Here is a 24,348-nt window from a genome sequence, read left to right on the forward strand (position 1 = left end):
GCGCCGCTATACTCTCGGGTGATGCACCCCCTTCGAATCGAGTCGATGCGACCCGGCGACATCGCCGACGTGCTCGCCATCGATGCCGCCTCGTTCGAGAGCCATCGCGCGACCGAGGCCACCTTGCGCGAGGAATTGGCGCGCCCGTGGTCCCACCTCTGGGTGGCGCGCGCGGACTCGGACCGACCCTCCGCCTACATCATCGTGTGGCACGTGGCCGACGAGCTCCACGTCCTCAACGTGGCCACCGACCCCGCCTCGCGCCGAAGGGGGCACGCGCGCGCGCTCATGGAGCGCACCATCGAATACGGCCGGCGCGGCGACGTTCGCCTGGTGGTGCTCGAGGTGCGGCGCTCGAACCGGGCGGCGATCGCCCTGTACCGCACCTTGGGGTTCTTCGCGATGGCGCTCCGCGCCGGGTACTACTCCGACGGCGAGGACGCGATTGAAATGATGCTCCTCCTCGATCCGGGGACGCGGGAGATTCTCCAGCGCGAGGACGAGGTGCGAATCTGATGCGAGGCGGGCTCCTCGCGGGCTCCCCCGGGGGGAAGCGCTCGAGTTCGTGATACGACGAAGACATGCGTTCCAGGTCCATCTCTTTGCTGGTTGCGTCGACGGTTGCGATTTCGATGGGCACGTATGCAGGTGCTCAGCCGCGTTCGGGGCCGCCGGGACGGCCGGTCGCGCCGGCGGCGACGAGCCATGTGCCGGCGGCGGCGCCGGGGACGTTGGCGGCGGCGCTTCAAGCCGCGACGGCGACGGATTATCCGCGGGCGGAGAAGGAGCTTTTGGCCATTCGCGGCGCCGATCAACCGGCCGCGCAGATCGCGCTCGCGCGCATCATGCTCGAGCAAGGACGGTTCGGCGATGCCGAGAGGTATGCGCAACAGGCGGCCCAGAACGCGGCGCAGCGCGCGCTCGCGACCTCGGTGCGCGCGGAGGTCCTCTTTGCGACGGGCAAGGTGGCGGACGCCATCAAATTGCTGCAGCCCCTCAAGACCGAAAAGGGCGCGGGCGCGCGACGCGGGAAGCTGCTCCTCGGTGAATACCTGATCGCGAGCGGGCGGAGGAGCGATGCCGACGAGCCGCTCATGGCCATCATTCAGGAGTACAACGACAATACCATCGGCGATCGCGACGCCGAGGGCCTGGCGAGCGTGGCGCGTGCGGCCTATTTGCTGCGCAGCCCCAAGGACGCCAACAACGCCTTCAACGAGAGCGAGCGGGTCGACAAGAAGAATGTCACCACCTTGCTCTGGCGCGCCGAGGTCTTTCTCGACAAATACAATCCGGGCGACGCCGAGCAAGTCGTCAAAGAGGCGCTGGCCATCAGCCCCAAGCGCGCCGACGCCCTGGTGGCCATGGCCCGGGTCAAGCTCGAACAAACCCTCGACTTCGAGAGCGCCGAGCAGCTCGTCAAAGATGCCCTGGCCGTCCATCCCAAGCACGTGGGCGCCTACGCCGTGCGCGCAGGGCTGGCCTTGCACGACATGGACCTGGTGGGCGCGGAGTCGGCCATCGCGGCTGGCATGCAGATCAACCCCAACGATCTGGAGCTCTGGAGCCTGCGGGCGGCGGCCAAATTCCTCGGCGACGACCGCACCGGCTACGAGGCGGCCAAGCGCGAGGCGTTCGCGCGCAACAAGGAGTTCTCGCGCCTCTACGCCATCGTGGGCGACTACGCCGAGTGGGAGCATCGCTACGACGACATCGTCACCATGATGAAGGAGGCGACGAAGATCGATCCCCAGGACGAGAAAGCTTGGGCCCAGCTCGGCCTCACCCTCCTGCGCAGCGGCGATGAAACGGGCGGGCTCGATGCGCTGAAAAAGGCATGGGCCAAGGACCGTTACAACGTCCGCGTCTTCAATACGCTCAATTTGTACGAGCAGACGATCCCCAATACGTACGACAACACGCAGCTCGGCATTTTCAAGATTCGGTATTCCAAAGAAGAGCGCCCCGTCCTCGAGCGCTACGTGCCGCGGTTGCTCGGCGAAGCGTGGGGATCCATGAAGGCGCGCTACGGGTTCGTGCCCACCAACCCCGTGGGGGTCGAGCTCTATGGCACGCGCGAACAGTTCAGCGTGCGCACCAGCGGACTGCCCAACATCGGCATCCAGGGCGTTTGTTTCGGCCGGGTGGTGGCGGCCATGAGCCCGCGCAGCGAGCCATTCAACTGGGGTACGGTGGTGTGGCACGAGCTGGGGCACGTCTTTGCCATCCAGCTCTCGAAGAACCACGTCCCCCGGTGGTTCACCGAAGGGTTGAGCGAGTACGAGACCATCGCGCGAAGGCCCGAGTGGAAGCGCGAGCTCGATCCCGAGCTCTATCTGGCCATTCAACGCGGCTCGCTCCCGGGCGCCGTCGACATGAACCGCGCATTCACCCACGCCGAGGGCGCATCCGACGTGACGGTGGCGTACTACGCCGCGAGCCAGATGCTCGTCTTCACGGTGGAGCGCTTCGGCATGGCGAGCGTGGTGCGCGCGCTCAAACTCTGGGGCGAGGGCGCCCGCACGGCCGACGTCATTCAACGCGCGTTCGGCGTCTCCGCCGCGGAGTACGATCGAAGCTTCCGCGAGTGGTCGCTCGGGCGCATGGTGCGCTACAAAACCCAGTTCCTCTTCGACGATCATCCCAAGCCGCTCGAAGACGCCAAGGCGGCCGTCGCCAAGGCTCCGCAAGACGCCTCCGCCCACACAGAGCTCGCGCTGGCGTACACGCACGCACGCAAAGTGGATGAGGCCAAGCAGGAGCTCGAGAGCGCGCTCAAGCTCGATAAGGATCACAAGAAAGCGCACTATCTCTTCGCCAAGCTCGCCAAGAAAGAACCCGAGGTTGCCTTAGCGCATCTTCAAGCCGTTCAGCGCGCCGGTGGCGATGGGTTCTATGTGCAAATGGCGCTCGCCGATATCGCAGAGGCAAAGAAGGACAAGGCCGCTTATCGAAACGCACTGGAGAGCGCCTTTCACTACGATCCGAGCCAGTCGGAGCCGCTGAAGGGGCTGTTCGATCTCGCGCACGAAGAGAAGCGCGAGGCCGATGAGCTGGAGATTTTGCGCCAATTGGCACCGCTCGAACAGCACGATCGCAAAATTTGGCGCATGCTTCTCGAACGCCTGGTCGCGGCGAAGCGGTGGGACGAAGCCCGTGCGGTCGGCGAATCGGCTATCTTCATCGACGTCGAGCACCCCCTTACCCACATTGCGTACGCCCGCGCACTCTCCAATTCAGGCGATCGGAACAAAGCGATTTTCGAGCTGGAAAGTGCGCTCGCCAGCTCGCCTCCGGCCAAGGAAAAGGCGACGGCGCATGCGCTTCTCGCGATCGAATACGTGGCGCTCAAGAACGTCCCGGAAGCGCGTAAGCATCTAACGGAGGCACAAAGACTCGACCCCGACAATGCCGACGCAAAAGCCGTGAAGATTCCTTAGGAAGAGCCCTTTTCCTCTGCTCGAAGGCGAGGCGGTAGCGGTATCGTAATTAGAGGAGGTCATGACCATGTTGACCGGTCGCATGATGGATTTCCCTTTGACGGTGACGCACCTCCTCGAGCGTGTGCGAACCTTTTTCCCGGGCGTACAAGTCGTGAGCCGCCGCGGGGATCGTTCGCTCGAGCGGCGCACGTACAAAGACATCTACACGCGAGGCGTGCGCCTCGCGGCCGCGCTGGCGAAGCTCGGCGTGGGGCCAGGTGATCGCGTGGCGACGCTCTGCTGGAACCACGGAGAACACCTCGAGGCGTATTTGGCAGTGCCGGCCATGGGGGCGGTACTGCACACGTTAAATTTGCGGCTCGCACCATCCGAGATTGGGTACATCGCCAATCACGCGAAGGACCGCGTTCTCCTGGTCGACAAGTCGCTCCTCCCGCTCTATGCGAAGTTCAGGGCCGACGTCCCCTCCCTCGAGCACGTCTTCGTGCTCGACGGCAAGGAGGAGGGCCTAGGCCACTACGAGTCGCTCATCGCCAACTCCGATCCCTCGGGCTTCACATTTCCAAAGCTCGACGAGAACACGGCGGCGATGCTCTGTTACACCTCGGGCACCACGGGGAAAGCAAAAGGTGTACTCTACAGCCATCGCTCCACCGTGCTGCACGCGCTCGTGGCGTGCATGCGGGACAACCTGGGCATCGGCGAGGACGACGTGGTGTTGCCGGTGGTGCCGATGTTCCACGCGGCCGCGTGGGGGCTACCGTACGAGGCGGCGGCGACGGGGGCCAAATTGGTCTTCCCCGGTCCCCATTTGGATCCGGAGTCGATCCTCGATTTGATCGAGCGCGAGCGGGTGACGTTCGCCGGTGGGGTCCCGACGATCTGGATCGGCATTCTGGATCGGCTGGATCGCGAGCGAGGCCGCTGGGATCTATCTTCGCTGCGCCGCATGATCGTGGGCGGAGCGGCGGCGCCGCCGGCGATGATCGACGGCTTCGCCAAGAGGCACGGCATCGAGGTGATCCACGCGTGGGGAATGACCGAGATGAACCCCCTCGGAACCTTGGCCCGGGTCAAAGCCGGAATGGGGACCATTTCGGAGCAGAGGCACCTCGCCTATCGGTCGTCGCAGGGCTACCCCGTGGTGTTCGTGGAGCAGCGGCACGTGAGCGACGACGGCGCCGTTCTGCCGTGGGACAACGCCAGCATGGGCGAGCTCGAGGTGCGCGGGCCTTGGGTCGCGTCGACCTATTTCGGCGACGAAGGGGCCGATCGCTTCACCAACGACGGATGGTTCAAGACCGGCGATGTGGTGACCATCTGCCCGGAAGGCTATGTGCGGATCTGCGATCGCTCGAAGGACGTCATCAAGTCGGGCGGTGAATGGATCAGCAGCGTGGCGCTGGAGAGCGCGCTGATGGCGCACCCTGCGGTGCTGGAAGCCGCCGTGTTCGCGGCGACGCACCCGAAGTGGAGCGAGCGTCCCGTCGCGGCCGTGGTGTTTCGTGAGGGGATGCGCGCGTCGGAGGACGAGCTGGCCACGCACCTGGCGGCGACCTTTCCCAAGTATTGGCTGCCGGACGCCTATGTGGTGCTGCCGCAAATTCCGCGAACGTCGACCGGGAAGTTCCTCAAGACGAAGCTGCGGGACGACTTCGGGTCCATCCTGGAGAAGCAGGAAGAGCGGCTGACGGCTCCTCCGTAAGCGCACGTTCACGCGTCCTCGCGCCTCGACCGGCGTGCGTTCATGCGCATTGCAACTCCGCCGCGGCGTGCTGCGGCGCGGCTCGGTCAGTGTTTGGCGGCGGTGGTCGAGCCCGTTGGCTTCTCGCGTTGCGCTGCGGCGGGCGGAGCTTCGGCGTGCGCGTCCGCATCGACGTCATCGTCGGGATCGGCGACGGCGTCGAGGGCGCGCCAGGCTTCTCGCTTGAAGCTCTCCCACTCGCGCTCGTCGACGGTGTCGACCCGCTCGGAGAGGTCGGAGAAGATGGCGCGCTCCTTTTCGAGGGCCTGCAAGGCCTTGTACACGGTGGCTTGGCTCGCGCCCCGGGTGCGGTCGGCGAGCCGTTCGAGCGCGTGTGTCTTGCGCGCAACACCGTCGGCCGCCGCGCGCAGCATGAGGGCTACGGTCGGGCGCTCGCCGGACGCACCGTCATCGCGGGCGGCGAGCCACACGGCAGCGGGGTCGCGCCTCCGATCCGAGCGGGCCGCGTCGCGTGCTTTCGTGGCCTCGGGCGCCTTCGCCGAAGGTGCGGAGGCTTTCGCGACGGGTGCCTCGGCGTCGCGTGGCGCTCCGCCACGTGGCGCGCACGCCAAACAGACCGTTCCCAACAAGAAAAACATGACGAGCCATCGGGGTTCACGCGCCTCCAACTGCAGCACGCACTCTTCGATTGCAGCCCGCGTGCCTTACGCTCCCCGTGGCGCGCGCGCGACCAGCGCGATTCATTCCCCGCCCCTCTTTCATTTCTCGCTTTCTCGCTTTCTCGCTTTCTCGTTTCCGTTTCGTCGCCGGGTGGTCGCTCGCGCGCGGGGTGCCATGTTTGGCGTGCTGCTCTCGTTCGTGCGTTTTTCTCGCTTCTCACGTCATTCGCGTCTTCCGCAAACGGAGTACCCTTTGATGCTGCTACTGGGTATGCACGTCTCGCGCGAAGAAGCGCACTCGTCTTCTTCGGCGTTTGGATCGCAGAACACCGCGTAGACGTTGTCCACCGACGAGTCCTCGGTGATCGCACACTCCTTGCGCGGCGTGCACTCGATGGACGTGTAGCGCGCGCGATCGATGCTGTATGTGCCGCAGCAGACTTCGCCTCGCTTGCAGTCATTGGCGCCGTCGCAGCCCACCTTGATGCCGGTGCAAAGATCCAAACCGCCGCGGACCGCGCACGTGCGCACGGGCGTGGTGACCAGCGAGGCCACGCAGCAGTACTCCTTCTCGCGGGCGCAGTACGTGGGCTGATGCTCGATGTCCCCGCAGAGGATCCCGATCGGCGGTCTGGACGCGTCGACCGGGCCGGCGTCGTCGCGGGGCGGCTGCCCGCCCGCGTCTTTGCGGCCCGCATCGAGCTTGCCCGCGTCGAAGCCATCGCCGCCCGGCGCGATGGACCGATCGTCGACCGGCCCCGCGAAGAAATCCGAATCATTGGCCCCGCTGCAGGCGGCAAAGCTCACGGTCAGGCCGAGGCCCATCCAAACAAAACGAAGACTCCTGGTTCGCATGCGTGTTCTCCCCACGCGTGGTTCGGATGGAAGGCTGCAGCCCATCGTCCGAAGCTGCGTGCGCTGCGGCCTACGGCCTCGAGGGGCCCTTCGGCCGGCGAATCACGAACGTACGAGTCAACGGCAGTCAACGGCAGAAATGGTAGGCCGAGTTGACCGGATCGGTGCCCGTGCATCCTCCGGTCGCGCAATCGGCGCTCGTATTGCAGAGGTGAAGCTTCCCCCTCTCGCAAACGTCGACTTTGTCGCACGTGATCCGATCGAACTGGTTCTGGTTCTTCTCACTTGGATGCCCGCAGCAGCGGCGACCGTCCGGACAATCGCTGTCACCATCGCAATCGACGCGCAATTTCGTGGTGTTGCTGTTCGAAACGCATTCGCCCGGCTCTGTGGTGCAGGTGTAGCTCTTCACCCCCAGAAGGGTGGGCGTGGCGATGCAGCACGACGTGGTGTCGGGATCGCAGAACGTCTTGGGCGGGGCGTTGCCGTCCTCGCAGCGGATGCCCAGGTTCGAGCCCGCATCCGGCTCGGGCGGTGTCCCGCTGTCCACACGGGGATCGCGGCCTTGGCTCGCGTCCCCACGGCCGCCGTCCGCGCCCGGGAGCCCTCCGGTGTCCCCAGGCCCGGCAGGAGCGGAGAAAAAGTCGCTCGAGTTCGCTCCACCGCAACCGCTTGCCATCGCGAACCCCGCAACGGCGGACAGCGTCCCCAAGCGCAAGATGTAGCCAAACTTCATAGATCCTCCAACCCCTCCCCGGTCGTCCTGGTCATCTCGGTCGGCCAGCGGCATCGACGTGCGGAAAAGCTCGGTCGACGAGGCCAGTTTGCCATGGCACGACTATTTCGCAACGCATGGCCCGGCGCCCGGGACTCTGATAAAAGCGTGCGCCCCGCCGCGCACGGGCGGTGCATTCCGCATCGATCCGCGGATTTCGATCCACACCCACCATTCCCCAACGAACTTCATCCAACGCGGACTCGTCGAACGTGACCATGCCGATAGCCACCCCACAGGAACTGCAGCAACTGCCGCCCAGCGCCGATCGCGCGATGGACGCCCTCAGCCTCGCCGCCTTCGCCGCCGAGTCGAGCCAGACGAGGCATATCGTCCCGGCCACGGCGAGCGACTTCGAGGCGGCGATCAAGCTCGATAGCGTCAAGGTGCGCGGTCTGCTCGATCGGGTGGTCATGGGGCAGGATCCCGAGCTGGGGCTCGACGTGCTCCTCGAGAACGGGGCGCTGGCCGCGCTCTTTCCGGAGGTCGAGGCCATGGTCGGCTTCGGCGACGGCGAGTGGCGGCACAAGGACGTGTGGAAGCACACCAAGCAGGTGGTGCGCCAGGCGGTGCCGCGCCTCGAGGTGCGCTGGGCTTCGCTGTTTCACGACATCGGCAAGGTGAAGACGCGCTCCATCACCCCCGACGGCAAGGTCCACTTCTTCGGCCACGCCGAGGTGGGGACGCGCATGTTCGATCGCCTCGATCGCCGCGTGCAGCTCTTCTCGCCGGAGCCCGCGCTCAAGGAGACGGTGCGCTTTCTCATTCTGCATCACCTGCGCGCCAACCAGTACGAGTCCTCGTGGACCGACAGCGCCGTGCGCCGCTTTGCGCGCGAGCTCGGCGCCCACCTCGACGATCTCATTTGCCTGGCCCAAGCCGACATCACCACCAAGCGCCCGGAAAAGAAGCGCCGCGGGCTCTCGCAGATCGCCGAGCTCGCCGCGCGCATCCGCACCCTGGCCGAAGAAGACGCCAAGGTGCCGCCGCTCCCCTCCGGCGTGGGCGACGCCATCATGGTCGCATTCGCGCTCAAGCCGTCGCGCCTCATCGGCGAGATCAAGCGCGGCCTGGAGGAAGCCATCGCCTCCGGCGAAATTCCGTCGCACGAGGTCTGTGAGGTCTACGTGGAGTTCGTCCGCCTCAACAAAGAACGCTTCGGCATCGCGTAGCTCTCACGCAGCTGTCGCGCAGCGCGCAGCTGCTACGGCTGCGCCTGGCCGCGGGCTTCGATCTCGGCGATGGTGCGCCCGAGCGCGCCGTCGCGGACGAGGCACGGGTAGGCGGCGCACGATTTGACGCCGAGGAAGCCGCACCCGTAGGTGCCGTTGTACGTGCGCAAGAGGGCCGCGGTGCGCGCGTCACCCACGGAGCCGGCGCGCGGGAGCAGGACGCGCTTTCGATCGCAGCCGGTGGCGCTGCGGAGCTCGAGGGTCACGGCGAGCGAGGCGCTCGCCAGCGCGCGCACGGAGGGCTTCGTGAGCGATGACTTTGCGCGATCGGCGGAGGCGCGGAGTTGCGGGGAGGACGGGCCGTAGGCGATGTCGTAGAGGATGTCCGGCCCCGCGCTCTTCATCTTCTTCTCGAGCAGCGCGAACGCATGATCGGCCACGTCCCGGTCGCGTCCGACGGCGGCGTTGCGGACGTCTTCGTCGAACTTGAGATCGTCGATGGCCGTGATGTCCGCGTCGAGCCAGAGCTCTGCCTCGCGCATGGCGTCGCGGTGGTTGCGCGTGGCCGTGTACGCTTTTTGAAGCACGCGGTGGATGTCCGCGCGCTCCGGGTGCTCCTTTTCGAGCGCGGTGAGCTTCTCGATGGCCATCATCGCGTCGCCCTTGTCGACGAGATCCATCGCGGCGGCCACTTGCGCGTCGAGCCCCGGATCGCGCGAACCTGCGGGCTCGGCGGCCGCGGGCTCGCTCGATGCGGCGTCGGCGGCGTTCGCCTCGCCCGGCTTCTCGTGGGAGCCCGAGAGCATCGCGATCAAGAAAATGGCGCCGATGAGCACCATGGCCCCGAGCCCCGCGAACAGGAGCACCCGCGGATTTTCGCGCAGCGCAGCCGGGAGTACGCGCCGTTGGAGCCCCGTCGGCACCGCCTCGTTGAGGGGGCTCGCAATATAAGGAGGTGGCGGCGCCGCGTCCGGGTGCGAGCCGAGGGCTTCGCGCGCGTTGACCAGCGAGGCCCGATGCGCCGCCGTGCTCCCCGGGTTCGCGCTGGGGATGGCGCCGTAGGACGCGCTCCAGATCGCGTCGAGCGCATCGAGGAGATCTTTGGCGTCCTTGTAGCGCTGGGCCGCCTCTTTCTCGAGCATGTGAAAGACCACGCCCTCGACGTCGCGCGGGATCACCACCCCGGGTGCCTTCTGCGCGAACGGCGGGACGGGGGCCGTCACGTGCATGCCCAGCAAGGTGACCTTGCTCTCGTGATCGAACGGGCGCTCGCCGGCGAGCATCTCGTAGGTCATCACGCCCAGGGCGTAGATATCGGCGCTGGGGGTGACGTTTTGGCCGAGCGCTTGCTCCGGCGCCATGTACTCGGGGGTCCCGTACACCATGCCGAGCTGGGTCAGCGCTTGCCCCGCGGGGCCCGATTTGTTCTCCTCGTCGCGCGAGAGCTCGGCCACCGGCACCTTGGCGATGCCGAAGTCCAGCACCTTCACGAAATCCGGCTCGCCGTCGCGATCGATGAGCATCACGTTCTCGGGCTTGAGATCGCGGTGCACGATGCCGAGCGCGTGCGCGCGCTGGAGCGCCGCCGCGATCTGCCGCAGGATGCGCATGACCCGGCCGACGGCCAGCGGCCCGAGGGCGATGGCGTCGCGCAGGCTCTTGCCCTCGACGTACTCGAGGACGAGGAAGAACGAGCCGTCCTCCAGCTTTCCGAAATCGGTCGCGGTCGCCACATTGGGGTGGTCGATGTGCGCGGCCGCCATGGCTTCGCGCTCGAAGCGGGCGACGACCTCGGGCAGGCGGCTCATTTCGGCGTGCAGCACCTTCACTGCTAGCCGTTTGCGCATGTGGGTGTGCTCGGCCTGGTAGACCGCCCCCATGCCGCCCTCGCCGAGGAGCCGCTCGATCCTGTAGCGGCCACTGATCACCGTGCCGAGCAGGGATTCGGCGGGGCCCGCACGAGGGCTCTCGTTGCGAACCGAGTACGGTTCGTCTGCGGCGCCGTTCATGGGAGAATCCCTGCCGGGGACGACGTCGTCCTCACTCGGGGAATCTGTGGTTTCGCTCGACGACATAAAGCCCGGGGAGAACGATTATCACAGCTTATTCGTCGAGGCTCACCCCCAGCACGGCAAACGGGGACACGGTGTCATTTCCTACGGGCGGCACGAGCCGATCGCCGCCGCCTGCAAGCGTTGCCGCGCGCCCGGGGTCTTTGTAAAGGCTGCCGTTGAAGCCGAACCCAAAGCGTGAACCCACCTCGAGCGTGAGCTCCCAGGGCTTCCAAAAGCGGTACCCCACGCCGAACCCAAGCGGAATTTCCACGTGTCCGCCCCCCGCGCCACCCACCAAGGCATCGCGCCGCGCCCCATCGGTAATGATGAGCTCGCGATGGTAGCTCGGACCGTACACGCGCGCGTAGCCCGCCCCCAAAAACGCCCAGGCGTGCCATGCACCGCGGGGCCAGGGCGAGCCCACCTTGATGCGCAGCCCCGCCGCCGTCGTATGACGCATCGCTGCGTCCTCGCCATCGAGGCTCGCGGGCGTGACGTCGTGCGCAACATATGCGCCGATCCGGATCAGAGGAAGAAGGGCGACATGGCCCTGAAGCCCCACCACCGGCCCAAAGCCGCCTCCCCCTGCCCCACCGGGGTAGGTGCGCGCAACGCCGCCGGCTTGCACCCCGAGATCCCAGTGCAGCTGCGCAGCCGCCGGCGCCGGAGCCAGCCATGCCGCGAGCCCAAAGGCGCCGCCCGCGGCGTACGCCGTCCAGAAACGTGCGCGCCCCGCGAGACGTGCTCGCCCGGCGAGCGCCCGCCTATTTCCGATTTGCGAGCGCAAACCCGATGACGCCGATCGGGATCCGCAGTTTGCCAAAGACGGCGGGGCCGATTCCCGCGTCACCGTAACTTCGATACTGGGCTTCGACACCGATCACGCTCCACCCCACCGATAGCATCCCCATTGCGCGGGGCTCCACATCGATCCCACCGCCCGCCTGGATCCAGAAGCCGCTGGTCAGGTGCATCTGCTCGACTTGGATCCCAAACGTTCCGGGGGTGAAGTTCGAAAGATCGTAAAACGCGCCGACCGATGTGAACCACTGCCCGTGCACCCAAAGGATGCCCCCGCGCAGCCGCCCAAACGACACGGTGCGGGCGTGAATGTCCCCAAAAGCGCGTCCGAAGCCGCCCTCGAGGTTCGCGTCCCACGTCACGGCATGGGCGCCCAACGAGTCGAGGCTCTCGCCGCGCTCCTTGACCCCAGGCGTCGAGGACGCGCTCTCGCTCTTCGCGTCTTTCTCATTCGTGGGTGTCGCTTGCGCCGGATCGCCGGCTCCCGCCTGCGCTGGCGCGGGTTGTGCACCGCTCTGCGCTGCAGGTGCAGGTGCAGGTGCAGCCGGCGTGGACTGCGCCGCAGGTGCAGCCGGCGTGGATTGCGCCGATGCGACACCTGTAGCGACGACGAGGCTTGCAGCCAATGCAGTGGGCGCGAGGAATCGGAATCGGAAGGAGAGCGTACGCCGAGTCATTCCTTGTTTCCTTTGGTCGTCTCGTTGGATGCCACGGCGGCGCGAATCTCCGCCATGGCATCGAAATCCGAATCACCGGAGGGGTTGCCCTTCGCCGAAAATGCCGCGTTCTCGATGGCCTTGCCCGCACACGTCGCGAGGGGATCGACCGCCGGGTCCGAGGGCGACGGGGGCGCGAGATGCAGGGCCCCCGCGTGCACTTTCAGCCGAAGCCGCACGAACCCTTCGCTCTTTGCCAGCGAATCGATTTCGGGACATTCGGAGGCAATACGAAAAAGCGCGTCAGCGATGGCGGTGGGCGGAGGCTCACCGTGGCCAGGGGTGAGCGCGAGGGCCATTTCGAGCTGCGGACGTCCTGAACCGACGGAGAGTCGGACCGAAACCGGTTCGCGATACTGAACATCGGGCTTTGGCTTCGAACAGCCAAACGTGACGCCAATCGTGATCAGCGTGATCAACGCGATCGGTACGTTCGGACGGAACGCCAGCGCAGCGGCTCGAGCGATCCTTGGGAAAACAATCCGCATCCTGGCATTCCTGAACGTCGAAAGAACCTCGAAAAAACCGTGGAAAGATGGCCGGAGGTGGCCGACAAAAAGCAAAGAGGCCAGCTTCAGCCGACCTCTTTACCATCAACATTCATCCGTACAGACGAAAATTTCAGGGCGACTCGGAGTCTGCACACGACGTGAGGCCGGCGTCGGTCACCTTGCAGACGTAGGCCTTACGGAGAGCTCCAAAGAGGAAATAGTCGTTGCGCGCGACGACGACCTTGTCGGTTCCCGCGAGCGAGACACCGGAATAACCACAACCCATCGTGCTAGCGGCGCCGATGAGCGTTAGGGCGACGACGAGCATCCGCTTCATGTCACGGATTCTCGTTGGTCTGGCAGGAGGTGAGGCCCGCATCGGAGACCTTGCAGACATACGCCTTGCGGAGAATGCCGAAGAGGAATCCGTCATTACGTGCAACAACGACCTTATCTCCAGCAGCGCTGACGCCACCATACGAACATCCTGCCGCACTGCTGAGAGCTGCCACGGCCAGGACCAGAGCGATGCCTTTTTTCATGCGATTTCACCTCGAAAGAGCGTTTGTTTCCAGCGGGGGACGCAAACCCGACCCCCGACCCCCCAAAAGTGCACGGTGCAGTGAATTAGCTTAAGCTACGCGCTCAAGGGCATAGACGAGTACAATCGAGCAAGTCAAGTTCGTTTCGAATGATACTTCGTGTTCTCAATGCTCTCGCGTTCTTACGCCTCTAACGTTCCATCTCTTCCCTCGCCGCTTGCTCGACCGCGCAAAGGAATCGTCTTCGCCTCTGTAAGCGACTTAATTCGGGCGCGAGACGTACCAGTAGCCGAGTTAGTCGATCCGCTCCGGCGCGACGCCCGCGACGGCGCTAAGATGACATCCGCCCATCGACCTACCGCGACGAAGCGACACCGGAAAATATTCAAATGGCATCCTTCGAACAATTCGCCTCCCGCCCCGACGACGAAATCGACCTAGGCCTCGGCGCGGTTCTCATCGCGCGCGACGTCTATCCCGACCTGGATATCGAGCGAACCTTGGGGGCCTTCGATGAGTTGGCGCGGCCGCTGCAGGGGCTTGGCCTCGAGCATGCAAGCCCGCTGGCGCAGGCCGAGCACCTGCGCAGCCACCTGCACGTGACGTGCGGCTTCAACGGAAATGAGCGCGACTACTACGATGCGCGCAATAGCCTTATTTCCGATGTTCTCCAGCGTCGTTTGGGCATCCCCATCTCCTTGTCGGTGATCTATTGCGAAGTCGCCAAGCGGGTCGGCGTGTTCGCGCGCGGGGTGAGCTTCCCGGGACACTTTTTGGTGCGCATCGACCCCCCGTCGATGCGCGCCGCCGCAGCGCACACCACCTACGGGGCTGCCGACGTGCAAGCGGCGCACCTGGCGGACCTTGCCGATCTTTCCGAAGATATCGACCTGGAACCTGTGTTCGTCGACCCATTTTTTGGCTGCCGGGTGCTCGGCCCGCGCGATCTGTCCGCACTGCACGCCAAGACCATGGGCGACAGCCCGATGACCCCTGACACCTTGGCCGCCGCCACCCCCCGCGCCATCCTCCATCGCATGCTGGTCAACTTGCGCGCCGTGTACCTTTCGCGCGGGGACATGGCGCGCGCGATGTTGTCCATCGATCGCATCTTGTGTTTGACCCCCAACGCCACCGAGCCGCTGCGTGAACGCGGTCTTCTCTCGGCCCGCCTGGGGGCGCGCGAGCAAGCGCTGGCCGATCTGGAGCGCTTCTTGGAGCTGGCGCCGCACGCCGAAGATGCGCCCCAGATCCGGGCGCGGGTGGCGGCGCTGAAAAAGGAGCACACGACCCTCAACTGAGAACGCCTGGCGCGCCTGGCGCCCTAGCCCGCAGACGTGAGCGCCAGGTGAGGAGGATGTGTCGAATACGTGGCGGACGGCACGCTTGACGTAGGGGGTGAGTCGGGTCGATATGCTCGGCATCGTCCGATGCCGAAACCGATGCCGAAAGCAACATCCCGTTCCACCTCCCGGCAGGCAGCAAGCTCCGCGCCGGCGAAGGTTTCCCCCCGCAAAGCCTTCGAGGCCGCGCGCACCGTGCACCCCGTGGGCATCACGGGCAAGGAACGTCCCGTCGACATCGTGACCCATATGTTCCCGGCCTATGTGGGCCGCCAGGAACGAACGGCGTTCGAGTTGATGCGCCGGAGCATCGCCGAGGACTGTTGCACCTTCTTGACCTTGTCGGGCGCGATGACCCCGGCGGGGCTCCATCAGTCGTGCCTGATTCCTCTGCTCGATCGCGGGCTGGTGGACTGCATCACGACCACCGGAGCCAATTTGTATCATGACGCTCACCGCATCATCGGGCACCGCATTCGCGAGATCGAGCCCAACGCAGGCGACCTGCAATACCGGCTTGCGCGCATCATCCGTATTTACGATCTGGGCTTCTGGGAGGAGACGCTCCTCGAGACCGACAAGCTCTTCTCGGCCATCCTGCAGAAGCCGGAGTTCCAGAAGAAGATGACCACCACCGAGCTGCACTACCTGCTCGGCAAGAACATCGCGCGCATCGAAGACGCCCTCGGCGTCACCAGCCCGTCGCTGCTCTCAACGGCGTACCGCTATGGGGTACCGATCTTCGTGGGCGCGGTGCAGGACGGATCCATTTTCCTCAACATCGTCAAGTTGAAGAGGCTCCTCGGGCCGGCCTTCAAGCTCGAAATCGACGTGAACGACGATGTGTTCGAAATGGGCGCCATCCAGCGTCACTGTTTCTCGACCCTCGGCAAGCCGATGGCCATCTGGATCCTCGGCGGCGGCGTTCCAAAGAACTACACGCTCCAGGGCGAGCCGCTGCTCGATCAAATCCTGTCGGTGCCCACCCACGGCTTCGACATCGACGTGCAGTTCTGCGTCGATCCCGTCGACAACGGGGCGCTCAGCTCGTGCCCCGCGGGCGAGGGGCACACCTGGGGCAAGGTCTCCGCCGAGAGCGTGGCCTCGGGCTCCGTGTACGTGCACGCCGACGTGACCGCCGTCTTTCCGTGGCTCACCTATGCGCTGCTCTCCGATCCGCGCATCCACCGCCGCCACCGCCGCCTCTACGATGCGCGCGAGAAGGCCGTTCTCGGGCTTCAGGCCGAGGTGGAGAAGCGACGGAAGAAATTGCTTCCTACACTGAATTTTCCACTGCCAAAGGAAAATGTTGCAGATCGGCCCGTGAAGAAGGCCAAGGTCAAGGCGAAGGCGAAGAGCAAAAAGAAGCGATAGGCCCGCGGCTCCGCACCCCAACCGGCCCACCCCAACCCTGGGGGGAGCGTGACGGCGTTAGCGGTCGAAGACGAAGGTGCTCACGAGCTCGAAGAGGGCGAAGATTTTGGCGGAGTCTGTGGCTTCGAAGGCTACGCCGAAGCGGAGGGCCGGCGAGGGCGGGGAAGGGCGGACCCAGACGATGCGGGCGGGGATTTCTAGCGGGTCCCAGAGGGTGGGGGCGATGAAGGAGAGGGCGACCCGGTCGTTTTCTCGAAGGAGGGGGGAGGGTGGCGCGCTGGCGCGGCCGGACATTTCGAGGCCGGCGCCGCCGAGGCCAATGTCGTGAACGCGGGCCTCGCCTTGCCATCCGCCGGCGTGCGACATTCCCACGACGAAGCGCACAGGCTTGCGCTCGTGAACCCGGAAAGGGCGCTCTGCCGGTCCTTGCCCCATTGGCTCTTCCAACGGTAGCACCTTCTTCTGTCTTTTCTTTCGGCTCCTTGTGGCTCCCTGTGGCGTCTCGTCGCTTCGAGGTGCTCGTTCTGGGCCGCTGCTCCGTTCTCCGTTGGCGTAAGGAAGGCCAAACCGGTTACCATGGCACGGCGGAACGAAGAGAGACCGATCCATGACCCAGGACACCCGCAAAGATCCGCGTGCGAAGATCGTCAGCTTGAACGTCCGCTACAAGAGCGCGACCGTTGACGAATTCATCGAGAATCACTCGCACGACGTAAGCAAAGGGGGCATCTTCATCAAGACGTCCACGCCCTTTGCGCAAGGAACGCTGCTCAAATTCGAAATCCGGCTCGCCGGCGATCAAGCGGTGATCGCCGGGGTCGGTCGCGTCGTGTGGAAGCGCGAGCCTGCGCAGGCCAGCGCTGAGCGACCGGGCGGCATGGGCGTGAAGTTCATCAAGATCGATGAAAATTCACGCGCGGTCATCGATCGGCTGGTGGGCGCCAAGGAGGATGCCGGCTCCGCGTTCACCTCCGAGCTGAAAGAGCCTCTGGCCGCGCTTCGCGAGAAGACGGGCGGGGTGGTCTCGCCGGTGGGGGCCGCGCCGCGACCGGGCAAGTCCACGATTATGGGCATGGGATCGCTCCACCCGGACAATGCCGCCGCGGGAGGACCCCCGCGACCGGCGGCAGGAAATCCGGCGGAGCCGCGCACCGCAGCCGTGGGCGGGACGGCGACGGCAAAAGGTCCGGCGGCAGGTGCCACCAAGCCGGGGGGCGGCTTCTTCCCGACGACGCAATCCGAAGTGGAGATGCCTCCGCCGGAAGAGCGCACCATGATGAAGCAAGCCGCCGAGCTGCTGGAGGAGGCGCTCAAGGGCGCCGGCGGCTCCATGGAGGAAGTGGGGAACAATCCCCTCTTTGCGTCGACCCGGGCTGCGGTGCCCAAGCCTGCGCCGAGCGGCGTGGCGCCCATCGCGCCGAGCGGGCGCGCAAAAGCTCCGACCCCCGCCGCGGGGATCCCCGTTCCGCCCAAATCGGGCGTGGCCATCGGCGAGCCTCCTCCGTCGACCCGCAGCTTTGGCTCCGGCGGATCGACCACACCGGGCGTGCCTGCGCCTCCCGCGTCGGCCCCCGCACCGCTGCGGGTGAAGGCGCCTTCGTCGCCGCCGCCGCCGGTCGTGCCCAAGCCGCTCTCGGCGCCGCCGCCCGCGGTGGTCAAAGCGCCGTCGTCTCCGCCGCTCGGGCCCAAGCCGCTGTCGGCGCCGCCGCCGCGGCTCGCACCGTCGACTCCTGCGCCGGCCATCACGGCCCCGCCCCCGTCGGCACCTCGCTCCGCCACCGCGGCGATCCCCACGCCTCCGCCCTCGGCGCCCGCGCCGCTGCGGGTGCGCGCGCCCGGGAGCGATCTGGTCGACGATGTGTCGATCCCGAAGGCGCCGTCGGTGCCCGCCGCCGACTCGATGCGCACCACGGTGAAGACGAGCGCGTCGCAGGAGCTCGCCGAGACATTGGTGTCGCCCGCCGGCGCGGCGAGCGCGAGCCCCCCGCCACCCTCCGCGAGGCCGGAGAAGAAGGCCGACGAGGCGTCGGTACCTTCGTCCTTGATGGTGGAGTCGATCCTGAAGACGCCCACCGACGCGCCGCCGCCGGACGTCGTGAAGGACGGCGTGCGGCTGCCTTCGGACAAGCCGCCGGCCCTCGCGGGCATCGCCGCCAGCGCAGAAGCTCGAAGCGAGCCTCCGAAGGCCGGAGCGTCGGCGCCGCCGCCGTCGCTCAAGTCGAACACCACGAGCGCGCCGGTCGCGCGCGCCGTGAGCGAGCGCCCCGCGCCGCTTCGTTTGGCAGAGCCCGAGGAGCGCAGCGGGGGCGTCTCGGCCATGTCCAGCTTGCGCTCCGACAGCTCCGCCCAAGCGCTGAACAAAAAACCGAATTGGGTGCTGTGGGGCGGCCTCGTGGTCGTCGCGGCAGGCGCGTTGGTGTTCTTCTTTTTGAGCCAAGGTTCGTCGGGCGAGGGAAGCACGCCCACCGCAACCAGCGCGTCGGCTGCTCCGCCGTCACCGCCGCCGAGCGCACCCGAGCCTCCGCCCGCGCCCACGGAGACGGCCCCGATCGCCGCGACCACCGAGGCGGATGCCGGCGCAGCGGCCACCGCGATCGCCGATGCATCCGTGTCGAGCGCGGCCAAAGGCGCGGGGGCTGCTGCCGCTGCCGCGTCGGGCGCAGCGAGCGCGCCGGCCGCCGGGCAAGCTCCGGCCGCGCCCGCGTGGAAACCGCGTCCGCCGAAGCCGAAAGAGACGGCATCGACCGAGGAGCAATTTGGTGCGCCGCCCGGGGCGCCGTCCGCCACCGCGCCGGCCACCGGTCCGACCCCGGTGCCTACGCCCTCGTCGACCCCGACGGAGGGAAGTGGAAGCACGACACCTTCGCCCTCGGCCAGCGCGGCCCCGAAGGCGCCCAAGCCGGCTCCGTCCTCGTCGGCGCCGAAGCCGGCTCCCTCGGACGAATTGGAGAACCAGCTTTAGATTGCGGGCTGCCCCTTGCCCCTCGCCCCTCGTGATGCGGCGAGGGGCCGGGCGCCTACGGCTTGCAGTCGTCGTCGTAGAACAATTTTGCGTTCTTCGCGCAGGCGCACGCCTTCTCCGCGTCGGTCATGCACAAGCCGTAATCGGCGGCGCCGGCGACATTCATGCAGTTGCGCGCCGCGCCCGTGCACGAGCTCCCAGCGATTCCACCGCACCCCTCGTTGCGATCGGGCGCGCAGAAGCCGTTGCTCCCGGTCTGCTCGCAGCGCAATCCGTTCGAGCAGCTCCCCTGCCCCGAGCACACATCACCGATGTGACGGCATGCGGCGCTGCCACCGCCGGCGTCGTCGCCTGCGCCTCCACCATCGGACTTCGTATCACCTCCATCGGAGGGACCGGGGTTCGAGCTGCTGCTGCTGCATCCGACCGACGTGGCCGAAATGAACAGCCCAACGACGAGCGGCATGTACCGCAGTACGGAGTCGTTCATAAGTTAACCTCCTCATCTGCTTGTACACGCACCCGCGCGCGCAGCACCGCGCAAAACGATCAGCGCGGGCAGGTCTGGTCCAAGCCGATACATTTGCCCGGCGTGCCGTTCTTTTTCACGCAACAGAGCGTGTTCGGCGCACACCTCTCCTCGCATTGCGAGCACGCGCTGTAGCCGCACGCCACTCCATCGAAGCCATGACACGGCCCGCCTGCGCAGCATGTCGTCGCGTTGGCGGGGAGCTTTCCCGGACATGTGCTGGGCCCCGCGCCTGCCTCCCCGGGATCGACGTCGTCGGTGTCCGGATAATCGGCGTCGCTGGAGCCCCCACCGTCCACCGGACCGGGATCGGAGCCCGCATCTTTGCCATCGACGAAGAAGAGATCCGGCACCGCGTTGCAAGCCGCCATCGACGTGATGGCGAACGCGAAGCCAAGGCCGACACTCACGAGACGGCGTGGAAGCATCTTTCCAAGTTTACACCGCGAACGCGAACGCGAACTAGAACGTGGTCGTGAGGACCAACCGACCGCCCCCCGGCGCGGGTCGGCCCCCCAACCGAAGCTCACCGCGCGCGCCGTTCAAAAAATTCACGTTCGATCCCGCTCCGGTGCTGGCATTCGGATGAGGTTTCGACAGCAGAATATACGTACCTACCCCAATGCCCACCGCGCCGAGCCCCGCGAGCACCCCCGCGATCGGCCCCTCGGCTTGCGCGCGGCTTCGAATGCTCGATAGCTCGTCTTCGCGCTCGCCCGGGCACACGTTGTTGGGGCACGCGTCCTCGAGCTTCGAAATATCCGACTGGCGCAGCGCCAACGTCACACCGGCACCCACGAGAAGCGCAGCCCCCGCGCCCACCGCGATCCATCCTCCGGTGGTGCGCGCAGAAGACGATGACGACGACGACGCGGTCTGCGCGGGCGCTTCGGGCGCGGTTATGGCGGACGGCGGAGACGCGGGCGGCGGCAACGCAGTGCGGTGCTCCTCGTTCTTTGGCGCGGGCTTGGGATCGAGAGGAACGAGCAGCGAGAGCCGTGCTCGCTCGGGCAAGGTGATCTGCGTGCGAAACGGAACAGTGTCGGGAGCGCTGGCCGTCACGTCGTGGGTGCCGGGGTCGAGCGGGATCGGTTTACCCAACTCCGCGACCGGGAGCGGATCGCCGTCGATCCGCACCTCCGAGCTCGACGGAGCGCGCGGGCTGACCGTCAATGTCAACTGTGGGATGCGTTCGCCGAGGCTACTCGTGTGTCGTTTTGCATCACGGACCACTTCGAGATCTTTCGGATCCCCCGCGCCAAGATCGATGGCAGCCTGATACGCGCGCAACGCTTCCTTCAATTGGCCGAGTCCCTCGAGGCATGCGGCGATGCGGTAGCGAACGGGAACGGTATCTTTGACCTGGGCCACCCGCCGGAACTTCTCGAGGGCCTCCGCGAAGTTCCCTTTTTCTTCGGCGCGCAGGGCCTCGGCAAAGAGCTTGCGTGCGGCGGCGAGTCCGTTTTCACCCTGCTGCTGCTGCTGCTGCTGCTGCTGCTGCTGCGCATGGGCGGCGTTCTCGAAGGCCGCGGGAGCGAGCGGCAGCGCAAGCATGACCAAAAAGCGCACGCAGAAGCCTCGTCGGCGGGCTCCCTTGCGGGTGGTTTGCACGGGGGCGCGCCCTCGCTCGCGACTCGGGCAGAGGTGAATCCGAGTTCCGAACATGCTTCCAAGGTACCCCAGCCTACTTCAGGTCGTCGAGACGGGCCGAGGCCAACCGCCGATCCCCCGACCGCCGAAGTGGCGGGATGCGACACATTCATGCACGACCGCACCGAAGGCCGAACCGCGCATACACGGAAAGAGCATCAGAAAGACCTAGGGACACGTCCTCGTTCACGCATACGATACTCTCTTCGACACCATGACCGACCATGCATCGCGAGGCGAAACGGAAGTCAACACAGGGCTTCGCCCGCGCACTTTGGTAGCCATTCCGCGACTGACGGCCATCGCGGGGCCAGCCAAAGGGCGCGCATTTGCGATGGCCAATGCGCTCGCCACCGTAGGGCGCCACCCCACCAACGACATGGTGCTCGACGATCCGCGGGTCAGCGGCGTGCACCTGCAGTTGCAGCGGGTCGACGATCACATCCGGCTGCGCGACGCGGGGAGCACCAACGGCACCTGGCTCGGGCAGCACCGCGTGATGGAAATCGAGCTCGGTGCAGGCGCCGAGTTCACCGTGGGCTCCACCACGTTGCAGCTCGACGTCGACGACGCGGCCACCACGTCGCCCGTCAGCGTGCACGACTCGTTCGGCATGCTGGTCGGTCGTTCGACGGTCATGCGCGAGCTCTTCGCCACGCTCGAGCGCATCGCCCCCAAGGACATCGGGCTGCTCATTCAAGGCGAGACGGGGACGGGGAAAGAAGAGGTCGCGCGGGCCATCCACCTGAAGAGCCTGCGCGCCAACAAGCCGTTCATCGTGATCGACGCCACGGCCATCCCCGAGACGCTCGCCGACTCGCTGCTCTTCGGCCACGAGAAAGGCGCCTTCACGGGTGCAGCCGAACGACGCGTCGGTTTCTTCGAGGCCGCCGACGGCGGAACGATCTTCCTCGACGAGATTGGAGAGCTCTCGGCGCCGTTGCAGGCAAAGTTTCTACGGGTGCTGGAGCGGCACGAGCTCACGCGCGTGGGGGGACAAGTCCCCATCAAGGTGAACGTCCGAGTGGTGGCCGCCACGCACCGCGATCTGCGCCACGAGATCGAGGCGGGCCGCTTCCGAGAGGACCTCTACTATAGGCTCGCGCCCGTTCGCATTCTCCTCCCCGCGCTGCGCGATCGACCCGATGACATCCCGGTTCTCTGCGAGCGGCTGCTCTCCTACATCGGCGATGCGCGCTCAAGCCCGCTTGTCATCGACGCTTCGGCCGTGCAATTTTTATCGTCGCAACCCTGGCCAGGAAATGTGCGGGAGCTTCGCAACGTGCTCGCACGTGCAGCCGCACTCGCGACCGACAACGTGATTCGTCGGGCCGATGTGGCGGGTGAAGGCTTTGGCTTCCGCGGCATGCGCGAGGAGCGGACCCCGCTCGATCTGTCCGGTACCTTCGGCTCCGCGAAGGAACGTGCCATCGAACGCTTCGAGTCGGCGTACCTTGCCGCATTGATGAAGCGGTGCGCCGGAAATCTCTCGATGGCCTCGCGCGAAGCCGACCTGGCCCGACACCACCTCCGGGAACTGCTCCGCAAACGCGGGCTCTACGGCATACCGTGGGATCGCGAATCTGACGTGTGAGCCTCGCGTCCAAAGTAAGGGCGTGGAATAATCTTAATGCTTTCCTCATGGGCGCCCCGCTAAGAGACTCCGTGCAGAAGCTCCGAGCACAAGACCGGCTCGGGGGTAAGTACCTCCTGATCAAGCGCATCGCGCTTGGCGGGATGGGTCAAATCTGGATCGCCCGCAACGAGATGACGGACGCCGAGGTAGCGCTCAAGGTGCTCCGGGCGGACCTCGACAAGCGCATTCAGGTCGAGCCGCGGTTCCGGCACGAGGCCCGCCTGGGGGCGATGCTGTCTCACCGGAACATCGTCCGCATCTACGACTTGGTCGAGGACGCACAAGACGGCTCGCTCGTCCTGGTGATGGAGCTTCTGCGCGGCGAAACATTGCGGCGGCACTTGAAGAAGAAAGGGCCGCTCCCGGCGGAGGAGGCGATCGCCATCATCCTGCCGGTGCTCTCGGCGCTGGAGCATGCGCACGAGATGGGCGTGGTTCATCGCGACATCAAGCCGGCGAACATCTTCCTGGCCGTCGACCCCGATGGACACGTGACGCCAAAGCTCCTCGACTTTGGCATCGCCAAGCTCCCGCAAGGCGGCGGGGTGCTGACCCTCGACGGGCGTGTGCTTGGAACCCCGCGCTACATGTCCCCCGAACAAATCCGTTCGGAGACGACCATCGACGGTCGCAGCGACGTTTTCAGCGTCGGCGCGGTGCTGGTGGAGATGCTCACGGGCCACTCGCCCTTCGCGGCCGAGACGCCCAGCGCATCGCTCGCGAGCGTGCTCGAAACGATGCTCGATCCGGATCCCAGCATCGATCCGAGGCTTTGGCTGGTGCTGCAGCGCGCCCTCTCCAAGCGCGCCTACGAGCGCTACGCACACTGTGCCGAGTTCTCCCAAGCGCTGCGCGACGCCATCGGCGTGAGCGATCACGCCCTCATCGCAAACCTTCGCCGCAGCAAGCCACCGCCCCGCATCTCGACGACCCTCAGCATCCACCGCCCCGACGATCCGGCCGGCGTTCACGCCGCGTCGCTCGGCCTACGCCAAGCGCGCCGTCTCGAGACGGACTACGACGACGAGTCGGTCGACGAAGACAGCAGCGACTACGCCATGGACGTGGTGAGCTCGCAGTCCGACAGCACGGGCAACACCGGCAACACGGGCAGCGAGTCCATCTCCGGCTATCGCGCCAGCAGCGGACTTTCGAGCGCATCCCACGGTGTGCCGATGGCCACGGGGTCCCATGTGCAGCCCGCCCAGGCAGCGCCGGCGCTGCACCATCCGCACGTGCGGCTGTCGCGGGGGCGCGTTCTGGTGTTCGGGGCGGTGCTGCTCACGATTTTGGCGCTCGTGTTCTGCGGGGGCATCTTCTTCCGCGAGGCCGCGGATCGGGTGACCAACCGCAAGCCGACCGCTCCGGCGGAGGCGCCCACCTCACCGGCCGTAGCTCCCGTCACCGAATCACCGGCGGTCGCAGCGGACCCGGGCGCGGTCATGAACAGTCCAGTTCGCTCGGATTCCACGGCGGGAGTTACGGGCACAGCTACGGCCCCTTCGGGTGGCCCGGCTGGCTCGGCTTCGGCGGTCCCCTCCGGTCCGGCAATTCGGGGGCCCCGTCCGGGCACGGTCGTCAAAAAGAAGGTCGCGACGCAGCCGGGCTTCTGATGGGTCTAGCCGTAAGGCCAAGGTCTGA

The 24,348-nt window shown here is 66.4% G+C and carries 21 protein-coding genes and 2 pseudogenes; 10 read left to right on the forward strand and 13 right to left on the reverse strand.

Annotated elements, in window-relative coordinates; all coding sequences use genetic code 11:
• The first annotated feature begins 21 nt into the window (after positions 1-21).
• The 3 genes from rimI to LZC94_41130 all read left to right on the forward strand — a co-directional run bounded on the left by rimI (position 22) and on the right by LZC94_41130 (position 5,148).
• Positions 22-516 carry a ribosomal protein S18-alanine N-acetyltransferase gene (rimI, locus tag LZC94_41120; GenBank protein ID WXB14219.1) on the forward strand — a complete coding sequence of 165 codons (495 nt, stop codon included), beginning with the start codon at positions 22-24 and terminating at the stop codon, positions 514-516.
• A 116-nt stretch (positions 517-632) separates the two neighbouring features.
• Positions 633-3,440, forward strand: coding sequence for a tetratricopeptide repeat protein (locus LZC94_41125; GenBank protein ID WXB14220.1), 2,808 nt, complete (start codon positions 633-635; stop codon positions 3,438-3,440).
• A gap of 67 nt (positions 3,441-3,507) precedes the next feature.
• Positions 3,508-5,148, forward strand: a complete 1,641-nt coding sequence (locus LZC94_41130) for a long-chain fatty acid--CoA ligase (protein WXB20313.1) — start codon at positions 3,508-3,510, stop codon at positions 5,146-5,148.
• A gap of 86 nt (positions 5,149-5,234) precedes the next feature.
• On the opposite strand, the gene LZC94_41135 is transcribed toward LZC94_41130, so the two are convergent.
• From LZC94_41135 to LZC94_41145, 3 genes are all read right to left on the reverse strand, one after another.
• Positions 5,235-5,786 carry a hypothetical protein gene (locus LZC94_41135; GenBank protein ID WXB14221.1) on the reverse strand — a complete coding sequence of 184 codons (552 nt, stop codon included), beginning with the start codon at positions 5,784-5,786 and terminating at the stop codon, positions 5,235-5,237.
• A 243-nt stretch (positions 5,787-6,029) separates the two neighbouring features.
• A complete protein-coding gene (locus LZC94_41140) occupies positions 6,030-6,662 on the reverse strand; it encodes a hypothetical protein (GenBank protein WXB14222.1) in 633 nt (210 codons plus the stop codon).
• Positions 6,663-6,789: 127 nt separating this feature from the next.
• Positions 6,790-7,398 carry a hypothetical protein gene (locus tag LZC94_41145; GenBank protein ID WXB14223.1) on the reverse strand — a complete coding sequence of 203 codons (609 nt, stop codon included), beginning with the start codon at positions 7,396-7,398 and terminating at the stop codon, positions 6,790-6,792.
• A gap of 257 nt (positions 7,399-7,655) precedes the next feature.
• Here LZC94_41145 and LZC94_41150 point away from each other — a divergent pair, with 257 nt between their 5' ends.
• Entirely contained in the window at positions 7,656-8,609 is a 954-nt protein-coding gene (locus LZC94_41150) for an HDIG domain-containing protein (GenBank protein ID WXB20314.1), read from the forward strand.
• Positions 8,610-8,641: 32 nt separating this feature from the next.
• On the opposite strand, the gene LZC94_41155 is transcribed toward LZC94_41150, so the two are convergent.
• The 6 genes from LZC94_41155 to LZC94_41180 form a co-directional block, all read right to left on the reverse strand.
• Positions 8,642-10,618 (reverse strand): serine/threonine protein kinase, encoded by a 1,977-nt coding sequence (locus tag LZC94_41155; GenBank protein ID WXB14224.1) that lies wholly within the window; start codon positions 10,616-10,618, stop codon positions 8,642-8,644.
• Between the two features lie 94 nt (positions 10,619-10,712).
• Entirely contained in the window at positions 10,713-11,450 is a 738-nt protein-coding gene (locus LZC94_41160) for a hypothetical protein (GenBank protein ID WXB14225.1), read from the reverse strand.
• On the reverse strand, positions 11,428-12,141 hold the full coding sequence (locus LZC94_41165; protein WXB14226.1) for a hypothetical protein: 714 nt from the start codon (positions 12,139-12,141) through the stop codon (positions 11,428-11,430). The genes LZC94_41160 and LZC94_41165 overlap by 23 nt, the downstream gene beginning before the upstream one ends.
• Complete coding sequence (locus LZC94_41170; GenBank protein ID WXB14227.1) at positions 12,138-12,743, reverse strand: hypothetical protein; 606 nt, start codon at positions 12,741-12,743, stop codon at positions 12,138-12,140. The genes LZC94_41165 and LZC94_41170 overlap by 4 nt, the downstream gene beginning before the upstream one ends.
• 58 nt (positions 12,744-12,801) lie before the next feature.
• Positions 12,802-13,008, reverse strand: coding sequence for a hypothetical protein (locus tag LZC94_41175; protein WXB14228.1), 207 nt, complete (start codon positions 13,006-13,008; stop codon positions 12,802-12,804).
• A 1-nt stretch (position 13,009) separates the two neighbouring features.
• Entirely contained in the window at positions 13,010-13,213 is a 204-nt protein-coding gene (locus LZC94_41180) for a hypothetical protein (protein WXB14229.1), read from the reverse strand.
• Positions 13,214-13,602: 389 nt separating this feature from the next.
• On the opposite strand from LZC94_41180, the gene LZC94_41185 reads away from it, so the two are divergent.
• The gene (locus LZC94_41185) at positions 13,603-14,514 is read left to right on the forward strand and encodes a tetratricopeptide repeat protein (GenBank protein WXB14230.1); all 912 of its coding nucleotides are present in this window, start codon (positions 13,603-13,605) and stop codon (positions 14,512-14,514) included.
• Between the two features lie 141 nt (positions 14,515-14,655).
• Entirely contained in the window at positions 14,656-15,930 is a 1,275-nt protein-coding gene (locus LZC94_41190; GenBank protein ID WXB14231.1) for a deoxyhypusine synthase family protein, read from the forward strand.
• 57 nt (positions 15,931-15,987) lie between these two features.
• Here LZC94_41190 and LZC94_41195 read toward each other — a convergent pair whose 3' ends face one another.
• Complete coding sequence (locus tag LZC94_41195) at positions 15,988-16,365, reverse strand: PilZ domain-containing protein (protein WXB14232.1); 378 nt, start codon at positions 16,363-16,365, stop codon at positions 15,988-15,990.
• A gap of 172 nt (positions 16,366-16,537) precedes the next feature.
• Between LZC94_41195 and LZC94_41200 the strand changes: the two are divergent.
• Positions 16,538-16,807: pseudogene (locus tag LZC94_41200) on the forward strand (PilZ domain-containing protein).
• Between the two features lie 726 nt (positions 16,808-17,533).
• Positions 17,534-17,641: pseudogene (locus LZC94_41205) on the forward strand (energy transducer TonB).
• Between the two features lie 1,306 nt (positions 17,642-18,947).
• Here LZC94_41205 and LZC94_41210 read toward each other — a convergent pair.
• From LZC94_41210 to LZC94_41220, 3 genes are read right to left on the reverse strand one after another with little or no spacing between them, the layout of a single operon-like run.
• Positions 18,948-19,382 (reverse strand): hypothetical protein, encoded by a 435-nt coding sequence (locus LZC94_41210; protein WXB14233.1) that lies wholly within the window; start codon positions 19,380-19,382, stop codon positions 18,948-18,950.
• Positions 19,383-19,441: 59 nt separating this feature from the next.
• The gene (locus LZC94_41215; GenBank protein ID WXB14234.1) at positions 19,442-19,831 is read right to left on the reverse strand and encodes a hypothetical protein; all 390 of its coding nucleotides are present in this window, start codon (positions 19,829-19,831) and stop codon (positions 19,442-19,444) included.
• A 52-nt stretch (positions 19,832-19,883) separates the two neighbouring features.
• Positions 19,884-20,990: a hypothetical protein gene (locus LZC94_41220; protein ID WXB14235.1), complete on the reverse strand. Its 1,107-nt coding sequence runs from the start codon at positions 20,988-20,990 to the stop codon at positions 19,884-19,886.
• A gap of 295 nt (positions 20,991-21,285) precedes the next feature.
• On the opposite strand from LZC94_41220, the gene LZC94_41225 reads away from it, so the two are divergent.
• The gene (locus tag LZC94_41225; GenBank protein WXB14236.1) at positions 21,286-22,665 is read left to right on the forward strand and encodes a sigma 54-interacting transcriptional regulator; all 1,380 of its coding nucleotides are present in this window, start codon (positions 21,286-21,288) and stop codon (positions 22,663-22,665) included.
• A gap of 71 nt (positions 22,666-22,736) precedes the next feature.
• Positions 22,737-24,320 (forward strand): protein kinase, encoded by a 1,584-nt coding sequence (locus tag LZC94_41230; GenBank protein WXB14237.1) that lies wholly within the window; start codon positions 22,737-22,739, stop codon positions 24,318-24,320.
• Positions 24,321-24,348: the final 28 nt, after the last annotated feature.

It is taken from the genome of Sorangiineae bacterium MSr11954 (assembly GCA_037157815.1).
Classification (GTDB): domain Bacteria; phylum Myxococcota_A; class Polyangia; order Polyangiales; family Polyangiaceae; genus Pendulispora; species Pendulispora albinea.